Genomic DNA, 16,700 nt, shown 5'->3' on the forward strand with positions numbered 1-16,700 from the left:
TTCGAGATGCCCGCGACCAGTGACGTGCCTTACGGCGCACCTCCAGTACCTCCTTCCATGGACACGCCCTGCCGTCAACGAGTCTGGGCCCCTTGACCTGGGCGGACCGGGGCCTCGGGGGTCAGATCCGCAGTCCCGCTTTGTCCACATCTCCCCGTGCTCCATCTCTCTGACGAAGGGACCGTCATGTCCGAGGTGTTCATCAACTACCGCACAGGCGACGAGGAATCCGTAGCAACCATGATCGCTCGAGAGCTCGCCCGCCGGTTTGGCCACAAACGAATCTTCTTCGCAAGCAATTCGATCGAGTTGGGACATCGCTTCCCGGCTGAACTGGGCAAGGCGGTCGCAGAGTGTGCGGCGCTTCTCGCAGTGATCGGCCCACGGTGGGCGGAGGTGCTTGGTGCCGACGGCCGGCCCGCCCTCGAATCCCAGCAGGACTGGACCCGTCGTGAAATCCAGACCGCGCTCAACCGTGGAATCCTCGTCATCCCCGTGCTCGTCGGAAGGGCCACACGGATCGACCGTGCCATCCTCCCGGACGATATTCGGGAGCTGGCGGACTACCAGTACAGGCGGTTTGACCACCGCAACGCCGAGTCGGACCTGACAGGGCTCGGCGATTCCCTTGCCCGGCTGTTGCCCGAGCTGGGCGCGGGCGACCGAGATGCTCGTGCGGCACGGGAACAGAGCGAAGCGAAGTCTTGCAAGGACCCGGCACAAGAACATGAGCACAGCAGGTTACGGGCGCGCGAAGTGAAGCAGCGCGTGCGTGGAGGCATCGGAAATCTCAACGGAGACCTGTCCGGCACCTTCGTCAACGAGCCTCAGGGGCCCGTGAACACCGGCCGGGGGCATCAGTACAACGCGCCTCACTTTCAGGGCGACAACACCGGGGTGCAGTTCACGGCCGGCGACAACAGCGGCACCGTCCACCAGTATTTCGAGCCCGAGGGCCACAACGCGGACGACGAACGATGAGCGAGCAGGATCGCGTCACCGTCAACGATCCACGCGGCCCCGTGAACAACGGCGCGGCGCCCCAGTACGTCTTTTACGGCGTTGACGGGGATTGGAGGATACGCAGAGGTATCGAGACCCTGCGGATCGTCCGCGAGGACCGCCTGCGCCTGGCCGACCGGTTCGTTCGGCCAATGGGCTACCGGATCGCCGCCGACCGCCTGGAGAAGCCTGGATCGGTGGTACTGCTGGAGGCCCCGTCCGGCAGCGGCCGCCGTGCTGCGGCGATCATGCTGTTGCACGAGCTCGGCGAAGGCGGGGACGCCGACAAGGAGCAAGTCCGGTTCGAGGAGCTTCCTGCCACGGAGAGGGACGAGAACTCTCTCGCACCGGGGGAAGGTGATCGCTTCCTTCTCGACCTCTCCGGGATCACCGACGAGGAGGCGTACGACAAGGCTCAACGCCGTCTGGCAGCGCACCGGTCGCAGGTCCAGGAGGCGAGAGCCCACATGGTCGTCGTCCTGCCGTCTGGCCTACAGCACGTCCGCGCATCGGAACTGGATCCGCAAACGGTGACGCTCGGACGCCCTCGGGGCATCGCCGTTGTCACCCGGCATCTCCGCATGAACCGGATGGCCTTCCGCTCCTCGGACCTGGAGGGCGCTGGCCTCCAACGCCTTTGTGACCGCTCCCCCATGCGGGACCTGGTGCGACTCACCGGGCTGGTGAGGGCCGCTCGCGACAGCGGCCGGTTCGGCGCCGACTTCCCGGTATGGCTCGACCAGGCAATGCACGCGATGACCGACCGTGCCGGTGAAGTGGGCCGACAGATGGGCACGGTCCGCACCACGCCCGAGCGGGCCCTGCTGCTCACGACGGCGGTGTTCGAGGAGGCCCGTGCCGATACCGTTTACGAAGCCTGGCATTGCCTGATGAGGACGGTACGCCACGAGGAAGAGGCGTCGACCGAGCTCGCGCAGACGGACTTCGGGGAACGGTTGACTGCGCTCGGGATCGAGCGAGACCCGGACGGACGGCTCCGCTTCGAGCGACTGGCTTACGCCGGCGCGGTCCGGACGTACTTTTGGGCGAACTTCCCCGGCATGCGCGACGACCTCAGGGACTGGATCGGCCGTGCCGCCGAGCTCCGCGGTCTGACCGTGGACGACCGGGTGAACGTCGCTGTTCGCTTCGGCGAGCGATCTCTGGCCGTGGAACGTCCCGACCACCTCTTCGACCTCGTGGTCCGCTGGACCGACCGCGCGACCAGGGCGTCCTGCGACCCCAGAGCCATGGCAGCCCTCGAACTCGGCCTGAGCCACGAGAGATTCGGAGGGTGGTTCCGCAGGCAGATGTACGAGTGTGTGAGGTCCGGCCCCTTGTCGGACGGCCTTGTCCGCGTCCTGACCGCCACCTGCCTTCACAGCCTCGGTGCGACGCACCCGGAACAGGCGGTGGTCCGGCTCCATCACATCGCTGTACGAAAGGGAGAAGCCGCGCGCGAGGCACGAGAGGCACTGATCGACCTTGTCGGCCGCGACCGCCGACTTTACCGACTGCTGATCGACCGCCTGCGGGACCGGATCCAGCGAGAGCCGGACCACGGTAGGCCCCATCTGCGCCTGCTCACGGACCTCTTGAGGAGTGACCGGGCTCCGGATCCGGCGCCGTGGCCGGACCTGTTCCTGGGATGGGAGTCGGTCTTCACCCAGCAGCCCACGGAGCTCTGGAAACCGCTGGTGAGCAGCTGGCTGAACGCTGCTGCGAGTGACAAAGCACGGCAGCTGGCGCTTGACGTGATGGTCGGAGCGACGCGTGGCCACCCCGCCGCCCTCAACCGCCTCTACACCATCGCCTGCGACTGGGTCGGGACCGCACACGACCCGTCCCGGGCGGCTGCGGCCGCTCTCTTCTGGCAGTACATCGACCACGCGCAGTACGCCCACACGCTGAGCACGGAGCAGACCGACATCGGACCGCAGACCATGGAAGAGGCCTGATGAAACACCGCTTTCCCAGCCTGTTGCTCGTCACTCTCAGCGGCATCGCACCGGCCGTGCTCGGAAGCGTCCTGCACTGGTCGGCGTGGCAGTGGGGCTTCATGTCCATGGTCACGATCTCGGGCGCCTTGCTGCTCGTGATGACAGTCCTCAGTGGTGGTCGCGCAGCTGCCGCGCCGAACGAGCCCGGGGAGCCCGAGCCGCCCGCGCCACCGACGGAGCAGCCGTACCAGGAGACGCGGGTGGTGGATGCGCCACTGCCAAGCGCATCGGACGGCTACGACTTCCTCTTCTCTGCCACCGTGTGGTGGAGACCGCTCCCCGAGCACCCTGTTCGGACCGACAACGCGCCCCCGGCGCTCGCTGTGTCCTCGATCGTCAGTCGCGCTTTGGAGGTCGTCCGCCACGAACACCCCAGCCGGGCGAGCTTCGCGCGGTACGTCCTGGAGGGAGAGCTGGGCGTCCCGCTCTCTGACCGAAGCGGGCGGGTAAAAGCTCTTGCAGCCGATGTGACGCTGACTCTCGCCCCGGCAGACCGTGAGCGGCTGCGGAAGTTGAACGATCTCCGCAAGGACGAAGAGGTGTGGGAGTACGAGCGTCAGCATGAGCGCAACAAAAGACGCTACCTCGGTGATGACGTACTCAAGAGCGCGGGCAGCGCGGTGGTGTGGTGGCTCGCCCGACATGAGAACGAGATCGAGAAGGCAGTCGACATGATCGGCCCGCTCGCCCAGATCGCGGCAGCGGCCAACGACGAGGAGGTGCCCGAGCTCTTCCACCACCTACTTGTCCCGCCCTTGGGCGTGCGGAGCGAAGCGACCGTAGGAGCCTCGCGGTGGAACGGGGATGACCAGGGAGGAGGAATGTTCGACCGCGAGGAGGAAGTAGGGGTCTCGGATCGGCTTGTCCTCTTGCTGGCGGCGTTGGGCCTGAAGCCGGAAATGGACGAGTGCACGGTCTTTGTTCACCGTCTGGTGCGGAGCCTCGAAGCAGCAGGACTGGACGAGGCAGCCGAGGAGATCAGGCGGACTGTCCTCCGAACACCCGAAGACGGCGAGGCGGACGCCACGGGCCCCTCGCCGGACTCACCAGCCGAAGAAGCCTCGTCTTCGACCGACACCACCTCAGACCCGGATGCCGACGTGGGTACGGGCACATTCACTACCGGGACGGCGCAGAGCAGCGCCGATGAGGGAAACCAAAGCTGGTGGAAATCGAGCCAACCCGATATGGCACCGCCGCCGTTCCGGGACACTCCGCACGGCCCCGCTGCACCTCACGCCGGAGACGAGGAGGGAAACTGATCCGTTGGACGGTCGCCTCTCCGAGGCTTCCCGTCAGGTGCGGATTGGTCTCTGCGAAAGTTTTCGGAGTCAGGGCGAAAAACGAGACGGCCGACCCCGAGGGGTCGGCCTCTGACCGAGCTATTCGCTGTCAGACCGAGATCGTGGTGCCGAGTCAGCCGCTACACGTTGAACCGGAACTCCACCACGTCGCCGTCCTGCATGACGTACTCCTTGCCCTCCATGCGGGCCTTGCCCTTGGCTCGGGCCTCGGCCACCGAGCCGGTTTCCACGAGGTCTTCGAAGGAGATGATCTCCGCCTTGATGAAGCCCTTCTGGAAGTCCGTGTGGATGACGCCGGCCGCCTCGGGGGCCGTGGCGCCCTTCTTGATGGTCCAGGCTCGGGATTCCTTGGGGCCGGCGGTGAGGTAGGTCTGGAGGCCCAGGGTGTTGAAGCCGACTCGGGCGAGGGTGGTCAGGCCCGGCTCCTCGGCGCCCACCGACTCCAGGAGTTCCATGGCGTCCGCCTCGTCCAGCTCGGCGAGGTCCGCCTCCAGCTTGGCGTTGAGGAAGATCGCCTCGGCGGGGGCGACCAGGGCGCGCTGCTCGTTCTTGAAGCCCTCGTCGACCAGCTCGTCCTCGTCGACGTTGAAGACGTAGAGGAAGGGCTTCGTCGTCAGCAGATGCAGGTCGTGGAGGAGCTCCGCGCGCTCGCTGCCCTGGAGGATGCCCTGCGAGAAGAGGGTGTCGCCCCGGTCGAGGATCTCCTTGGCCTCCTCCACCGCCTTGACCTTCGGGGCGATGTCCTTCTTGATCCGCGATTCCTTCTGAAGGCGCGGCAGGACCTTCTCGATGGTCTGGAGGTCGGCCAGGATCAGCTCGGTGTTGATCGTCTCGATGTCGTCCTTGGGCGAGACCTTGCCGTCGACATGGACGACGTTCTCGTCCTTGAAGGCGCGGATGACCTGGCAGATCGCGTCGGACTCACGGATGTTCGCGAGGAACTTGTTGCCCAGGCCCTCGCCCTCGGACGCGCCGCGCACGATGCCCGCGATGTCCACGAAGTCGACCGTGGCCGGGAGGACCTTCTGCGAGGAGAAGATCTCGGCCAGCTTCGCCAGACGCGGATCGGGGACGCCGACCACACCGACGTTGGGCTCGATCGTGGCGAACGGGTAGTTGGCCGCCAGCACGTCGTTCTTGGTCAGGGCGTTGAACAGGGTCGACTTGCCGACATTCGGCAGACCGACGATTCCGATCGTGAGCGACACGTTGCGTCTTCCCGTACGTGAGAGGGCCTGGAGACCTTGAGACCTGGAGTGGGGCCGGTGGCCGATGGCGGCACACCACGGGCCGATCCACCAGTCTACGGGGTGCCCGCTCCGCCCCGGCTACCCGTTCGAACGGATGGCCAAGCTGTGCTCAACGGCGTGTCTGTCGGGCTATTCGGCACATTAACCGACCTAAGTTGGTGCGGTGGAGCAACACAGGACGCGTCCTTCCCAAGCCGGACCGCGCCGCGGCGTCCCGCCCCTGCCGCCCCAGGCGGGCCGCGACGCCCCCGCACGTCCGGTCGGCACCTCGCGCCCCGCGCCTCCCAAGGCCCGGGCGGCCGGGGGCGGCGGCCCCCGCCGCGAGCGGGTCGCGCGCAGGCCCGCGGCCGTACGCCGCCCCGCCGGACCGCCGCCCGCATCGGTACCGCAGCTGCCCAACCCCCGGCTCACCGGCCTCGGCGGCGGACTGTTCTGCGCGGCCGTGATGCTGGTGCTGGCCTTCCTGGACCGGCTACTGCTCGGCGGCTCACTGACGGTGTACGGGGTGCTGTTCCTGCCGGTGTGCGCGCTGACCGCGTTGTGGGTCAGGCCGGGCGACCTGGTGACCGCGCCCGTCGTCGTGCCCATCGCGTTCGCCGTCGGGCTGCTGCCGGTGGCCGAGGGCGAGGGGATCGGGCCACGGCTGATGGGGCTGTTCACCGCCCTCGCCACCCAGGCCGGCTGGCTCTACGGCGGGACGCTCGTCGCCGGGTCCATCGCGACCGTGCGCAAGCTGCGGTTCAGGGCCCGGCAGGCCACGGCGAACCGGCGGAGGGTGGCGCCGGGCGCCTAGGGCGTGTCCGCGGGCCGGACGGGACTTCCGGTCCCGGCCCAGCCCCTCGACACGCCACCCTCCGCAGGGGCTAGTCGGTCTTCGCCGCGTGCATCGCCGCGCCCACGATGCCCGCGTTGTTCTGGAGCTGGGCCGGCACTATCTCGGCCTTGATGTCCTCGATGAAGTGCAGGAACTTGTCCGCCTTGCGGCTGACGCCGCCGCCGATGATGAACAGCTCCGGCGAGAAGAGCATCTCCACGTGCGCGAGGTACTTCTGGACGCGGTGCGCCCAGTGCTCCCACGTCAGCTCGTGGTCCTCCTTGGCCTTGCTGGAGGCGCGCTTCTCGGCGTCGTGGCCGTGCAGCTCCAGGTGGCCCAGCTCGGTGTTGGGCACCAGGGCGCCGTCCACGAAGACGGCGCTGCCGATGCCGGTGCCGAAGGTCAGCAGGATGACCGTGCCCCTGCGGTCGCGGCCGGCGCCGAACGCCATCTCGGCGACGCCCGCCGCGTCCGCGTCGTTCACCACCGTCGTCGGCAGTCCGCCGAGCGCGCCGGTGAACAACGCGCGCGCGTCCGTGTCGATCCAGCTCTTGTCCACGTTGGCCGCCGTGCGGACCGTGTGGCCGCCGGTGACCACACCCGGGAAGGTCAGCCCGACCGGGCCTTTCCAGCCGAAGTGCTCCACTACCTGCCGCACTCCGTCGGCGACGCCGTCGGGCGTCGCCGGGTGCGGGGTGAGCACCTTGAAGCGCTCCTCGGCCAGGTCGCCCCTGTCGAGATCCACAGGGGCGCCCTTGATGCCGGATCCGCCGATGTCCACGCCGAAGATCTGCATGGCTCCACGTTACGACGATGGACTGACAGTCACTCCCCGGACCGCTGATCGGAGCCGACCGCCCCGGCGCCGCCGCGTTCGGCGACCAGCGCCGCCGCCTCGTCGCGCAGGTCCCGGCGCAGCTCCTTCGGGAGCGAGAACGTGATGGACTCCTCGGCCGCCCTGACCAGCTCCACATCGGCGTAACCACGCACGGAGAGCCACTCGAGGACCTCCTCGACGAGCACCTCCGGCACGGACGCGCCCGAGGTGACACCGACCGTGGCGACGCCCTCCAGCCAGGCCTCCTCGATCTCGCTGGCGAAGTCCACCAGGTAGGCCTCGCGGGAGCCGGCCAGCTTGGCGACCTCGACGAGCCGCTTGGAGTTCGAGGAGTTGCGGGAGCCGACCACGATGACCAGCTCGGCCTCGGCGCCCATCTGCTTCACGGCCAGCTGACGGTTCTGCGTGGCGTAGCAGATGTCGTCGCTGGGCGGGGAGATCAGGCCCGGGAACTTCGTCTTCAGGGCGTCGACGGTCTCCATGGTCTCGTCGACGGAGAGCGTGGTCTGGGAGAGCCAGACCACCTTCGACTCGTCGCGGACCTCGACCTTGGCGACGTCCGCGGGGCCGTCGACCAGCTGGATGTGGTCGGGGGCCTCGCCGGAGGTGCCGATGACCTCCTCGTGGCCCTCGTGGCCGATCAGCAGGATGTCGTAGTCCTCGCTCGCGAAACGGACCGCTTCCTTGTGGACCTTGGTGACGAGGGGGCAGGTCGCGTCGATGGTGGCGAGCCGGCCGCGCTGGGCCTCCTCGTGGACGACCGGGGCGACGCCGTGCGCGGAGAACATCACGATGTTCCCCTCGGGGACCTCCTCCGTCCGTTCGACGAAGATGGCGCCCTTCTTCTCGAGGGTCTGCACGACGTACTTGTTGTGCACGATCTCGTGCCGGACATAGATCGGAGCCCCGTACTGCTCCAGGGCTTTCTCGACAGCGATCACCGCGCGGTCCACGCCCGCGCAGTAGCCACGGGGGGCGGCGAGCAGGACACGGCGGCCAGTCGAAGCAGTCATGCGACCCATCGTACGGCCGTGTCCGGCGGGTCAGAATCGCCTCCTCGCTCGATCACCGGAGAGACTGGCCCACGGCCTGGACGGGTGCCGCGCGGCGCGGCCTCCGCCCGGTGGACCACGATCGCGGAGGCACTGATGTCCGACACCGGCACCACCGCTCCCCCACCCGGTGAGCAGCGGCTGCGGCGCAGTCTCGGCTTCCGCGACCTGGTGGTCTACGGGCTGCTGTTCATCGCGCCCATGGCGCCGGTCGGCATCTTCGGCACGCTGGACGCGAAGTCGCACGGCGCGGTCGCGCTGGTCTACGTGGTGGCGACGGTCGCGATGGCGTTCACCGCGTTCAGCTACGCGCAGATGGTGCGGGTGGTGCCGCAGGCGGGCTCGGTGTTCGCCTACGCGCGCGTGGCGCTCGGCAAGGAGGCGGGGTTCGTCGCCGGGTGGATGGCGATGCTGGACTACCTGCTCATCCCGGCGGTGGCCTATCTGTTCTCCGGGATCGCCATGGAGGCGCTGGTCCCGGAGGTCTCGCGCTGGGTGTGGACGGCGATCGCCGTGGTCGTCACGACACTGCTGAACCTGTGGGGCGTACGGGCCGCCGCGCGGGTGGGTTTTCTGGTGCTGGCGATGGAGATCGTCGTTCTGCTGGTGTTCACGGTCTCCGCGATCGTGGTGCTCGCGCGCGACGGGGCCGAGCGGGGGTGGCTGTCGCCGTTCTCGGGGGACGGCTCGCAGGGGGCGTTCGCGCTGTCGGCGGTGCTGGGGGCGGTGTCGGTGGCCGTGCTGTCGTATCTCGGGTTCGACGCGATCGCCTCCTTCGCGGAGGAGGTCACCGGGGGGTCCGCGAAGGTCGCCCGCGCGGTGCTGTTCTGTCTCGCGCTGGCGGGTGTGCTGTTCATCGCGCAGACGTATCTGGTGGCGCTGCTGGAGCCGGTGTCCTCGGCGGAGCTGGCCGCCGATCCGGCGAAGCAGGGGTCCGCCTTCTACGACGCCGTGGACGTGTCGGTGGGGACGTGGCTGCACGACCTGGTCGCCGTGAGCAAGGCGATCGGGGCGGCGTTCGCGGCGCTGGCGGGGCAGGCCGCGGCGGGGCGGCTGCTGTTCGCGATGGGGCGGGAGCGGCGGTTGCCGCGCGTGCTGGCGAAGACGGACGCCGGGGTGCCGCGGGTGGCCGTGCTGTGTGCGGCCGTGATCACGATGGTGGCGGCGGTGTGGGCGGCTCGGCGGGACGACGGGATGGATCACCTGGTGTCGGTGGTGGATGTGGGCGCGTTGACGGCGTTCACGCTGCTGCATGCGAGCGTCGTGGGGTGGTTTGTGGTGCGGCGGCGGGGTGGGGCGGTGAGTTGGTGGCGGCATGCGGTGGTGCCGGTGTTGGGGGCGGCGATCACTGTGGCGGTGATTGTGGAGGCGTCGGGGGCGGCGCAGGTGGTGGGGGCGGTGTGGTTCGCGGTGGGGTTGGTGGTGCTGACGGCCCAGCGGGGGCGCTCCGCTGGGGTGGGTGGATAGCTACGGCGTGCGAATGCCGGGGCTTCACCTGTGCCCGGCGTGGGGCCGGGAGCCCGCCGAATAGCCGCCCGGCGTCGGGGCTGAGGGCGGGGCGTTGCGCAACCCGGCGCGAGCGGGGTGCCGCTGCGCCCACCCGTGCCGCCCTGCGGCACGCCTGCCCGCAACTGCGGCGAGGGAGCCAAGGGAACAGCACGCCTGCCCGCAACTGCGGCGAGGGAGCCGAGGGAACTGCTCGGTTGGCAGCCGTTGTGCCGACCCAGGGGCGCGGGGAACTGCGCGACCAGCCCCCACCGACCCGCGGTCGGAGTCAGTGGGTCGGGTCGGGTGTCAGTTGTGGCCGATACGCTCGGCGGTATGGCAATGAACACTTCCGCCGAGGCGCCCATCCCCGTGGGGGAGGTGTCCCGGCTGATCGGGGGATGGATCGACCGGCTGGGCGCGGTGTGGGTCGAGGGGCAGATCACCCAGCTGTCGCGCCGCCCAGGCGCCGGCGTGGTGTTCCTGACCCTGCGGGACCCCTCGCACGACATCTCCGTGAGCGTGACCTGCTACCGCCAGGTGTTCGACGCCGTCGCCGACGTGGTGAGCGAGGGCGCCCGGGTCGTCGTACTGGCGAAGCCGGAGTGGTACGCGCCGAGGGGCCAGCTGTCGTTGCGGGCCGCCGAGATCCGGCCTGTCGGGGTGGGTGAACTGCTCGCGCGGCTGGAGCAGTTGAAGAAGAAGCTGGCCGGTGAGGGGTTGTTCGCGCCCGAGCGCAAGACCCCGCTGCCGTTTCTGCCGCAGCTCGTGGGGCTGGTCTGCGGACGCGCCTCCGCGGCGGAGCGGGACGTCCTGGAGAACGCGCGGCACCGCTGGCCCGCGGTCCGCTTCGAGGTGCGCAACGTGCCTGTGCAGGGTGTGCACGCGGTGCCGCAGGTCGTGCAGGCCGTGAAGGAGCTCGACGAGCACGCCGACGTGGACGTGATCATCGTCGCGCGCGGCGGCGGCAGCGTGGAGGACCTGCTGCCGTTCTCCGACGAGCAGCTGGTCCGCGCGGTCGCCGCGTGCCGCACACCCGTCGTCTCCGCGATCGGGCACGAGCCGGACACCCCGCTGCTGGACTACGTGGCGGACCTGCGGGCCTCGACCCCGACCGACGCGGCCAAGAAGGTCGTACCGGACGTGGGTGAGGAGCTGGAGCGGGTGCGGCAGTTGCGCGCACGGGCGCGGCGCTGTGTGGAGGCGTACGTCGAGCGCGAGGAGCGCGGTCTGACGCACGCGCTGACCCGGCCGTCGATACAGGACCCGCACCGGATGATCGACGAGCGCGCCGACCAGGTGGACGCGCTGCTTGCCCGGGGCCGCCGCACGCTGGGGCATCTGCTGGACCGCGCCGACTCGGAGCTGACGCACACGCACGCGCGCGTGGTGGCGCTGTCCCCGGCGGCGACCCTGAAGCGGGGGTACGCGGTGCTCCAGCGGTCCGACGGCCATGTGGTCCGCGATCCGCAGGAGGTCACGGCCGACGAGGCGCTGCGGGCACGGGTGGCCGAAGGTGAGTTCTCCGTACGGGTGGATGTCTAGGGTGGGCGGATGAGCAGCAAGGTGGATGAGGCGCTCGGCTACGAGCAGGCGCGCGACGAGCTGATCGACGTCGTACGGCGTCTGGAGGCGGGCGGTACGACGCTGGAGGAGTCGCTCGCGCTGTGGGAGCGCGGCGAGGAGCTGGCCAAGGTGTGCCGCCGCTGGCTGGAGGGCGCGCGGGCCCGGCTGGACGCGGCGCTCGCCGAGGAGGGGTCCGCGGAGGGTGCGGAAGAGGAGTAGGGGGACGGGCGTCAGCCCAGCTTCAGGGCCTTGGCCATCGTCGTCAGCTGGCCCAGCGTGCCCGTGCCGACGATCACCGTCGTCGAGGCGTCGGTCTTCTCCAGTACCAGCGCGTCGTAGCGGCCGCCGGTGTAGCGGGTCCAGGTGCGGCCGCCGATCTCCTGGACGGTCTTCGTCTCGGTGCCGCCCTGGCTGGCCGCGTCGATGAACTCGCGCCGCTTCTGAGTCGACTGCTCGACCGCGACGTACTCACCGTCGGGCGCGTGGAAGCCCAGGTGCCATGCCTCGGCGTCCTGCCCCTTGTAGCGGACGGAGGTGGCCTTCCAGGTGGCGGGCAGCCCCTCGGGCGCGGCGACCGGGTACGACGCCGCGCGCTGGGCCGTCAGCAGCTCCACCCTGTAGTCCACCGGTTTGAGGTCGGGAGCGCTGTCGTCGTGCGGGATGAAGAGGTAAATGACCCATGCCGCCAGCACGATCACGCCCAGGGAGAGAATCATGTCCCGGGCCGTCTTCTGCCTGCCGTTCGTACCTGCCACGCCCCTATCGTCGCAGGTGCCCCGGTCCGCTCATCCGTGGGGGCCCCTGCTCATTTTGTCGACCTGGGGATAGAGTCGACGCCGAACCCTCATCCGGCCGTCGTCGTATCAGAAAGGTGCGCCTCGATGACCGAGCATCACTTGCCGTCCGAACTCGATGTCCCCTCCGAAGCCCCCGACCGCAACCTGGCCCTCGAACTGGTCCGGGTGACCGAGGCCGCGGCGATGGCCGCCGGCCGCTGGGTCGGACGCGGCGACAAGAACGGCGCCGACGGTGCCGCGGTGCGTGCCATGCGCACCCTCGTGTCCACCGTGTCCATGAACGGCGTCGTCGTCATCGGAGAAGGTGAGAAGGACGAGGCGCCGATGCTCTTCAACGGCGAGCGCGTCGGTGACGGCACCGGGCCCGAGTGCGACATCGCCGTCGACCCGATCGACGGTACGACCCTCACCGCGCAGGGCATGCCGAACGCGATCGCCGTGCTGGCCGCCGCCGAGCGCGGGTCGATGTTCGACCCGTCGGCCGTGTTCTACATGGACAAGCTGGTCGCCGGCCCCGAGGCCGCGGAGTTCGTCGACATCAACGCGCCGGTGGCCGTGAACATCAAGCGGGTCGCCAAGGCGAAGCGGCGCCAGCCCGAGGACGTGACCGTCGTGGTGCTCGACCGGCCGCGGCACCAGGGCATCATCCAGGAGATCCGTGAGGCGGGTGCGCGCATCAAGCTGATCTCCGACGGTGATGTCGCCGGGTCGATCTACGCGCTGCGCGAGGGCACCGGCGTGGACCTGCTGCTCGGGATCGGCGGTACGCCGGAGGGGATCATCTCGGCCTGTGCCGTGAAGTGTCTCGGGGGCACGATCCAGGGCAAGTTGTGGCCCAAGGACGACGAGGAGCGGCAGCGGGCGATCGATGCCGGGCATGATCTGGACCGGGTGCTGATGACCGACGACCTGGTGTCCGGGGAGAACGTGTTCTTTGTGGCGACCGGGATCACGGACGGGGAGTTGCTGCGGGGTGTGCGGTATCTGTCGGAGACCGCGACGACCGACTCCATCGTGATGCGGTCCAAGTCGGGGACCGTGCGGCGGATCGACTCCGAGCATCGGCTCAGCAAGCTGCGGGCGTACAGCGCGGTGGACTTCGGGCGCGCCAAGTAGGACCCGGCGTTGCCCCTGCGGGGGGGGCGCGGGGAAATGTGCGACCAGCCCCCACCCGACGGTAGTCGCGACGCGGCCCGTCGCGGGTGGCAGAGAAGGGGCGTCCCCGGTGCGGTGGGGGCGCCCCTCTTCTCAGCCTGCGGCGGCGATCGGGCTTGCCGAGCGCGTGGCCTTCTTGAGTTCCATGTCGCGCCGGCGCCGACGGGCCAGCACCACTCGGCGCTCGGCCGCGGTGAGCCCGCCCCAGACGCCGTACGGCTCGGGCTGGAGCAGCGCGTGCTCCCGGCACTCGACCATCACCGGACAGCGGGCGCAGACCCGCTTGGCGGCCTCCTCGCGGGAGAGCCGGGCGGCGGTGGGCTCCTTGGACGGCGCGAAGAACAGCCCGGCCTCGTCGCGCCGGCACACCGCTTCGGTGTGCCAGGGTGCGTCTTGGTCCCTGTCTCGCGCCGGCCCCCGCTGGGCCGGAACGGCAGCTACCTGAAGGGACGAATGCGGCGGTTGCAGCACGGTCTACTCCTGACGACGGCTTCGCGAGCGAGAGACGATGCAGCAAGGTCTACCCGCTGTGCGCGCGCCTATGCAGGGAGTTCCCAACAGCCGGAACGTGGCGGTTCTTGTGCGGTGCGGGGTGCGGACCGGTTCGATTCAGGGCGAGTCAGGGCGAGTTGAGAGCCGTGGTCGCGGCCGGTGCGGTCCGGGTGCGGCCGGTCTCCGGTGGCCTCCGGTTCGCTCGCGGCAATGATCCGCGTTCACGACCGTCAATGATCACAAGTGCTTGCGCAAACTCCTGTCGACCTTGCGCTGCACACGGTCGATGATGTCCGCGACGAGCTTGCCCCGCTTGGGCTTCGCCTCGATGTTGCCGAGGACCGCCCAACCGTCGACGAAGACCACGGGCGCGTCCGGATCGGTCGAATCGACCGTGTCCACCTCGAAGTTGCCCAGCACACCGCCGCCCGTGCCGCGCAGCGAGATGTTCTCCGGGACCCGGATCTCGACGTTGCCGAAGACCGAGAAGGCCTTGACCACCACCTGCTGGTACTCGAAGAGGGCCTCGCTGAGGTCTATCTCCACACTGCCGAAGACCGCGTAGGCGTGGATACGGCGGCCCGCGCGCCAGCGTCCCTTGCGGACCGCGCTGCTGAACACCGCCACCACGTTGTCGTCGGCCTCGGCCGGGATCGCGCCCTGCGTCGGACGGCTCGGCGCGGCGGTGAACGGCCGGCGCCCCGCCTCCTGATGGGCGCCCGGCAGATCCCGGATCAGCGGCTCCAGCTCACCGACCGTCTTGGCGCGGTAGACCCCCTCGATCCGCTCGGCGTGCTCGTCGGCGGTGAGCCGGCCCTCGGCCATCGCCTCGCGCAGGATGTCCGCGATGCGGTCCCGCTCGGCGTCGGAGGCGCGCAGCTCGGCGGGCGCCACCTCGGTCTCGGGACGGGCCGGCGCCTGGGGGCTGCTCTGCTTCTGAAGGTCCACGAGAGCAGCGTACCCAAACACGATAGATCGCGACACCCCCCGGATTCACGAACTGAGCCTTACCTCACCGGACCCTTGTCGGTGGCACGTCCTACGCTGGTGGACGCTGCCAATGGATGCCAGCCGCTGTCTGCCGCAAGTGAGGAATGGGCGAGATGCCTGACTTTGAGTACACCGATCTGCTCCCGACGGGAGAGGACACCACCCCGTACCGGCTGGTGACCGCCGAGGGTGTCTCCACCTTCGAGGCCGACGGGCGGACGTTCCTCAAGGTCGAGCCCGAGGCGCTGCGCAAGCTCGCCGAGGAGGCGATCCACGACATCCAGCACTACCTGCGCCCGGCCCACCTCGCGCAGCTGCGGCGGATCATCGACGACCCCGAGGCGTCGGGCAACGACAAGTTCGTCGCCCTCGACCTGCTGAAGAACGCCAACATCGCGGCCGCGGGTGTGCTGCCGATGTGCCAGGACACCGGTACGGCGATCGTCATGGGCAAACGCGGGCAGAACGTGCTGACGTCGGGCGGCGACGAGGCCGCGCTGTCGCGCGGTATCTACGACGCGTACCTCAACCTCAACCTGCGGTACTCGCAGATGGCCCCGCTGACCATGTGGGACGAGAAGAACACCGGGTCCAACCTGCCCGCGCAGATCGAGCTGTACGCGACCGACGGCGGCGCGTACAAGTTCCTGTTCATGGCGAAGGGCGGCGGCTCCGCCAACAAGTCGTTCCTCTACCAGGAGACGAAGGCCGTCCTGAACGAGGCCTCCATGATGAAGTTCCTGGAGGAGAAGATCCGTTCGCTGGGGACCGCCGCCTGTCCCCCGTACCACCTCGCGATCGTGGTGGGCGGCACGTCCGCGGAGTACGCGCTGAAGACCGCCAAGTACGCCTCCGCGCACTACCTCGACGAGATCCCCTCCGAGGGGTCCGCGCTCGGGCACGGCTTCCGGGACAAGGAGCTGGAGCAGAAGGTCTTCGAGCTGACGCAGCGGATCGGGATCGGCGCGCAGTTCGGGGGCAAGTACTTCTGCCACGACGTACGGGTGGTGCGGCTGCCGCGGCACGGCGCCTCGTGCCCCGTCGCGATCGCCGTGTCCTGCTCCGCCGACCGGCAGGCCGTCGCGAAGATCACCGCCGAGGGGGTCTTCCTGGAGCAGTTGGAGACGGACCCCGCACGGTTCCTGCCGGAGACCACCGACGAGCATCTCGACGAGTCCGACGTCGTCCGTATCGACCTCAACCAGCCGATGGACGACATCCTCGCCGAGCTGACGAAGTACCCCGTCAAGACCCGGCTGTCCCTCAGCGGGCCGCTCGTCGTGGCGCGCGACATCGCGCACGCCAAGATCAAGGAGCGGTTGGACGCGGGTGAGGGGATGCCGCAGTACCTGAAGGATCATCCGGTGTACTACGCCGGGCCCGCGAAGACCCCCGAGGGGTACGCGTCCGGGTCCTTCGGGCCGACCACCGCCGGGCGGATGGACTCCTACGTGGAGCAGTTCCAGGCGGCCGGCGGGTCGAAGGTGATGCTGGCCAAGGGGAACCGGTCCGCGCAGGTCACCAACGCGTGTGGCACCCATGGGGGGTTCTATCTCGGGTCCATCGGTGGGCCGGCCGCGCGGCTCGCACAGGACTGCATCAAGAAGGTCGAGGTCGTCGAGTACGAGGAGTTGGGGATGGAGGCGGTGTGGAAGATCGAGGTCGAGGACTTCCCCGCGTTCGTCGTTGTGGACGACAAGGGGAATGACTTCTTCCAGGATCCCGCGCCCGCGCCGACCTTCACGTCGATTCCGGTCCGAGGTCCCGGCCTGGCGCAGTAGCCGGCCCGCTTGCTCCCACCCGCCCCCGTCGGCCCCGTGCCGGCGGGGGCGCCCTGCTTCCACGGCCACACGGTCACACGGTCATGATCTGCGTCGAATAAAAAGAATCAATCCTACCAGGGAGTACGGGCCGACACGGCACCTTTACTGCCGAACTTCCCCATCGGGCAGACC

The 16,700-nt window shown here is 69.2% G+C and carries 15 protein-coding genes; 9 read left to right on the forward strand and 6 right to left on the reverse strand.

All coding sequences use genetic code 11. The annotated features are described in order from the left end of the window. Positions 1-186 precede the first annotated feature (186 nt). From ACIQAC_RS11665 to ACIQAC_RS11675, 3 genes are read left to right on the forward strand one after another with little or no spacing between them, the layout of a single operon-like run. On the forward strand, positions 187-981 hold the full coding sequence (locus tag ACIQAC_RS11665; RefSeq protein ID WP_402189388.1) for a toll/interleukin-1 receptor domain-containing protein: 795 nt from the start codon (positions 187-189) through the stop codon (positions 979-981). Further along, positions 978-2,960 carry a hypothetical protein gene (locus tag ACIQAC_RS11670; RefSeq protein ID WP_402189390.1) on the forward strand — a complete coding sequence of 661 codons (1,983 nt, stop codon included), beginning with the start codon at positions 978-980 and terminating at the stop codon, positions 2,958-2,960. The genes ACIQAC_RS11665 and ACIQAC_RS11670 overlap by 4 nt, the downstream gene beginning before the upstream one ends. Next, entirely contained in the window at positions 2,960-4,264 is a 1,305-nt protein-coding gene (locus ACIQAC_RS11675; protein WP_402189392.1) for a hypothetical protein, read from the forward strand. Before ACIQAC_RS11670 ends, ACIQAC_RS11675 begins: the two co-directional genes overlap by 1 nt. A gap of 161 nt (positions 4,265-4,425) precedes the next feature. Here the strand turns inward: ACIQAC_RS11675 and ychF are convergent, their stop codons facing one another. Next, the gene (gene ychF / locus ACIQAC_RS11680) at positions 4,426-5,514 is read right to left on the reverse strand and encodes a redox-regulated ATPase YchF (protein ID WP_402189394.1); all 1,089 of its coding nucleotides are present in this window, start codon (positions 5,512-5,514) and stop codon (positions 4,426-4,428) included. Between the two features lie 205 nt (positions 5,515-5,719). Here ychF and ACIQAC_RS11685 point away from each other — a divergent pair, with 205 nt between their 5' ends. Continuing rightward, on the forward strand, positions 5,720-6,349 hold the full coding sequence (locus ACIQAC_RS11685; RefSeq protein ID WP_402189397.1) for a DUF6542 domain-containing protein: 630 nt from the start codon (positions 5,720-5,722) through the stop codon (positions 6,347-6,349). A 70-nt stretch (positions 6,350-6,419) separates the two neighbouring features. Here the strand turns inward: ACIQAC_RS11685 and ppgK are convergent, their stop codons facing one another. Then, positions 6,420-7,166 carry a polyphosphate--glucose phosphotransferase gene (gene ppgK, locus ACIQAC_RS11690; protein ID WP_402189399.1) on the reverse strand — a complete coding sequence of 249 codons (747 nt, stop codon included), beginning with the start codon at positions 7,164-7,166 and terminating at the stop codon, positions 6,420-6,422. Positions 7,167-7,195: 29 nt separating this feature from the next. After that, positions 7,196-8,230 carry a 4-hydroxy-3-methylbut-2-enyl diphosphate reductase gene (locus tag ACIQAC_RS11695; RefSeq protein WP_402189401.1) on the reverse strand — a complete coding sequence of 345 codons (1,035 nt, stop codon included), beginning with the start codon at positions 8,228-8,230 and terminating at the stop codon, positions 7,196-7,198. 126 nt (positions 8,231-8,356) lie between these two features. Between ACIQAC_RS11695 and ACIQAC_RS11700 the strand changes: the two genes are divergently transcribed. From ACIQAC_RS11700 to ACIQAC_RS11710, 3 genes are all read left to right on the forward strand, one after another. After that, positions 8,357-9,727, forward strand: coding sequence for an APC family permease (locus tag ACIQAC_RS11700; protein ID WP_402189404.1), 1,371 nt, complete (start codon positions 8,357-8,359; stop codon positions 9,725-9,727). Positions 9,728-10,081: 354 nt separating this feature from the next. Continuing rightward, the gene (xseA, locus tag ACIQAC_RS11705) at positions 10,082-11,290 is read left to right on the forward strand and encodes an exodeoxyribonuclease VII large subunit (protein ID WP_402189407.1); all 1,209 of its coding nucleotides are present in this window, start codon (positions 10,082-10,084) and stop codon (positions 11,288-11,290) included. A gap of 9 nt (positions 11,291-11,299) precedes the next feature. Further along, a complete protein-coding gene (locus tag ACIQAC_RS11710; RefSeq protein ID WP_402189409.1) occupies positions 11,300-11,530 on the forward strand; it encodes an exodeoxyribonuclease VII small subunit in 231 nt (76 codons plus the stop codon). 11 nt (positions 11,531-11,541) lie between these two features. Here the strand turns inward: ACIQAC_RS11710 and ACIQAC_RS11715 are convergent, their stop codons facing one another. Continuing rightward, positions 11,542-12,066: a DUF4245 domain-containing protein gene (locus ACIQAC_RS11715; protein WP_402189411.1), complete on the reverse strand. Its 525-nt coding sequence runs from the start codon at positions 12,064-12,066 to the stop codon at positions 11,542-11,544. 126 nt (positions 12,067-12,192) lie between these two features. On the opposite strand from ACIQAC_RS11715, the gene glpX reads away from it, so the two are divergent. Then, positions 12,193-13,224, forward strand: coding sequence for a class II fructose-bisphosphatase (gene glpX, locus ACIQAC_RS11720; protein WP_402189413.1), 1,032 nt, complete (start codon positions 12,193-12,195; stop codon positions 13,222-13,224). Between the two features lie 132 nt (positions 13,225-13,356). On the opposite strand, the gene ACIQAC_RS11725 is transcribed toward glpX, so the two are convergent. Next, a complete protein-coding gene (locus tag ACIQAC_RS11725; protein ID WP_402189416.1) occupies positions 13,357-13,734 on the reverse strand; it encodes a WhiB family transcriptional regulator in 378 nt (125 codons plus the stop codon). Between the two features lie 258 nt (positions 13,735-13,992). Beyond that, positions 13,993-14,703: a DUF1707 domain-containing protein gene (locus ACIQAC_RS11730; RefSeq protein WP_402189418.1), complete on the reverse strand. Its 711-nt coding sequence runs from the start codon at positions 14,701-14,703 to the stop codon at positions 13,993-13,995. A gap of 155 nt (positions 14,704-14,858) precedes the next feature. On the opposite strand from ACIQAC_RS11730, the gene ACIQAC_RS11735 reads away from it, so the two are divergent. Then, complete coding sequence (locus ACIQAC_RS11735) at positions 14,859-16,526, forward strand: fumarate hydratase (protein WP_402189421.1); 1,668 nt, start codon at positions 14,859-14,861, stop codon at positions 16,524-16,526. Positions 16,527-16,700: the final 174 nt, after the last annotated feature.

The sequence above is a fragment of the Streptomyces sp. NPDC088387 genome, assembly GCF_044753385.1.
Lineage (GTDB): Bacteria > Actinomycetota > Actinomycetes > Streptomycetales > Streptomycetaceae > Streptomyces.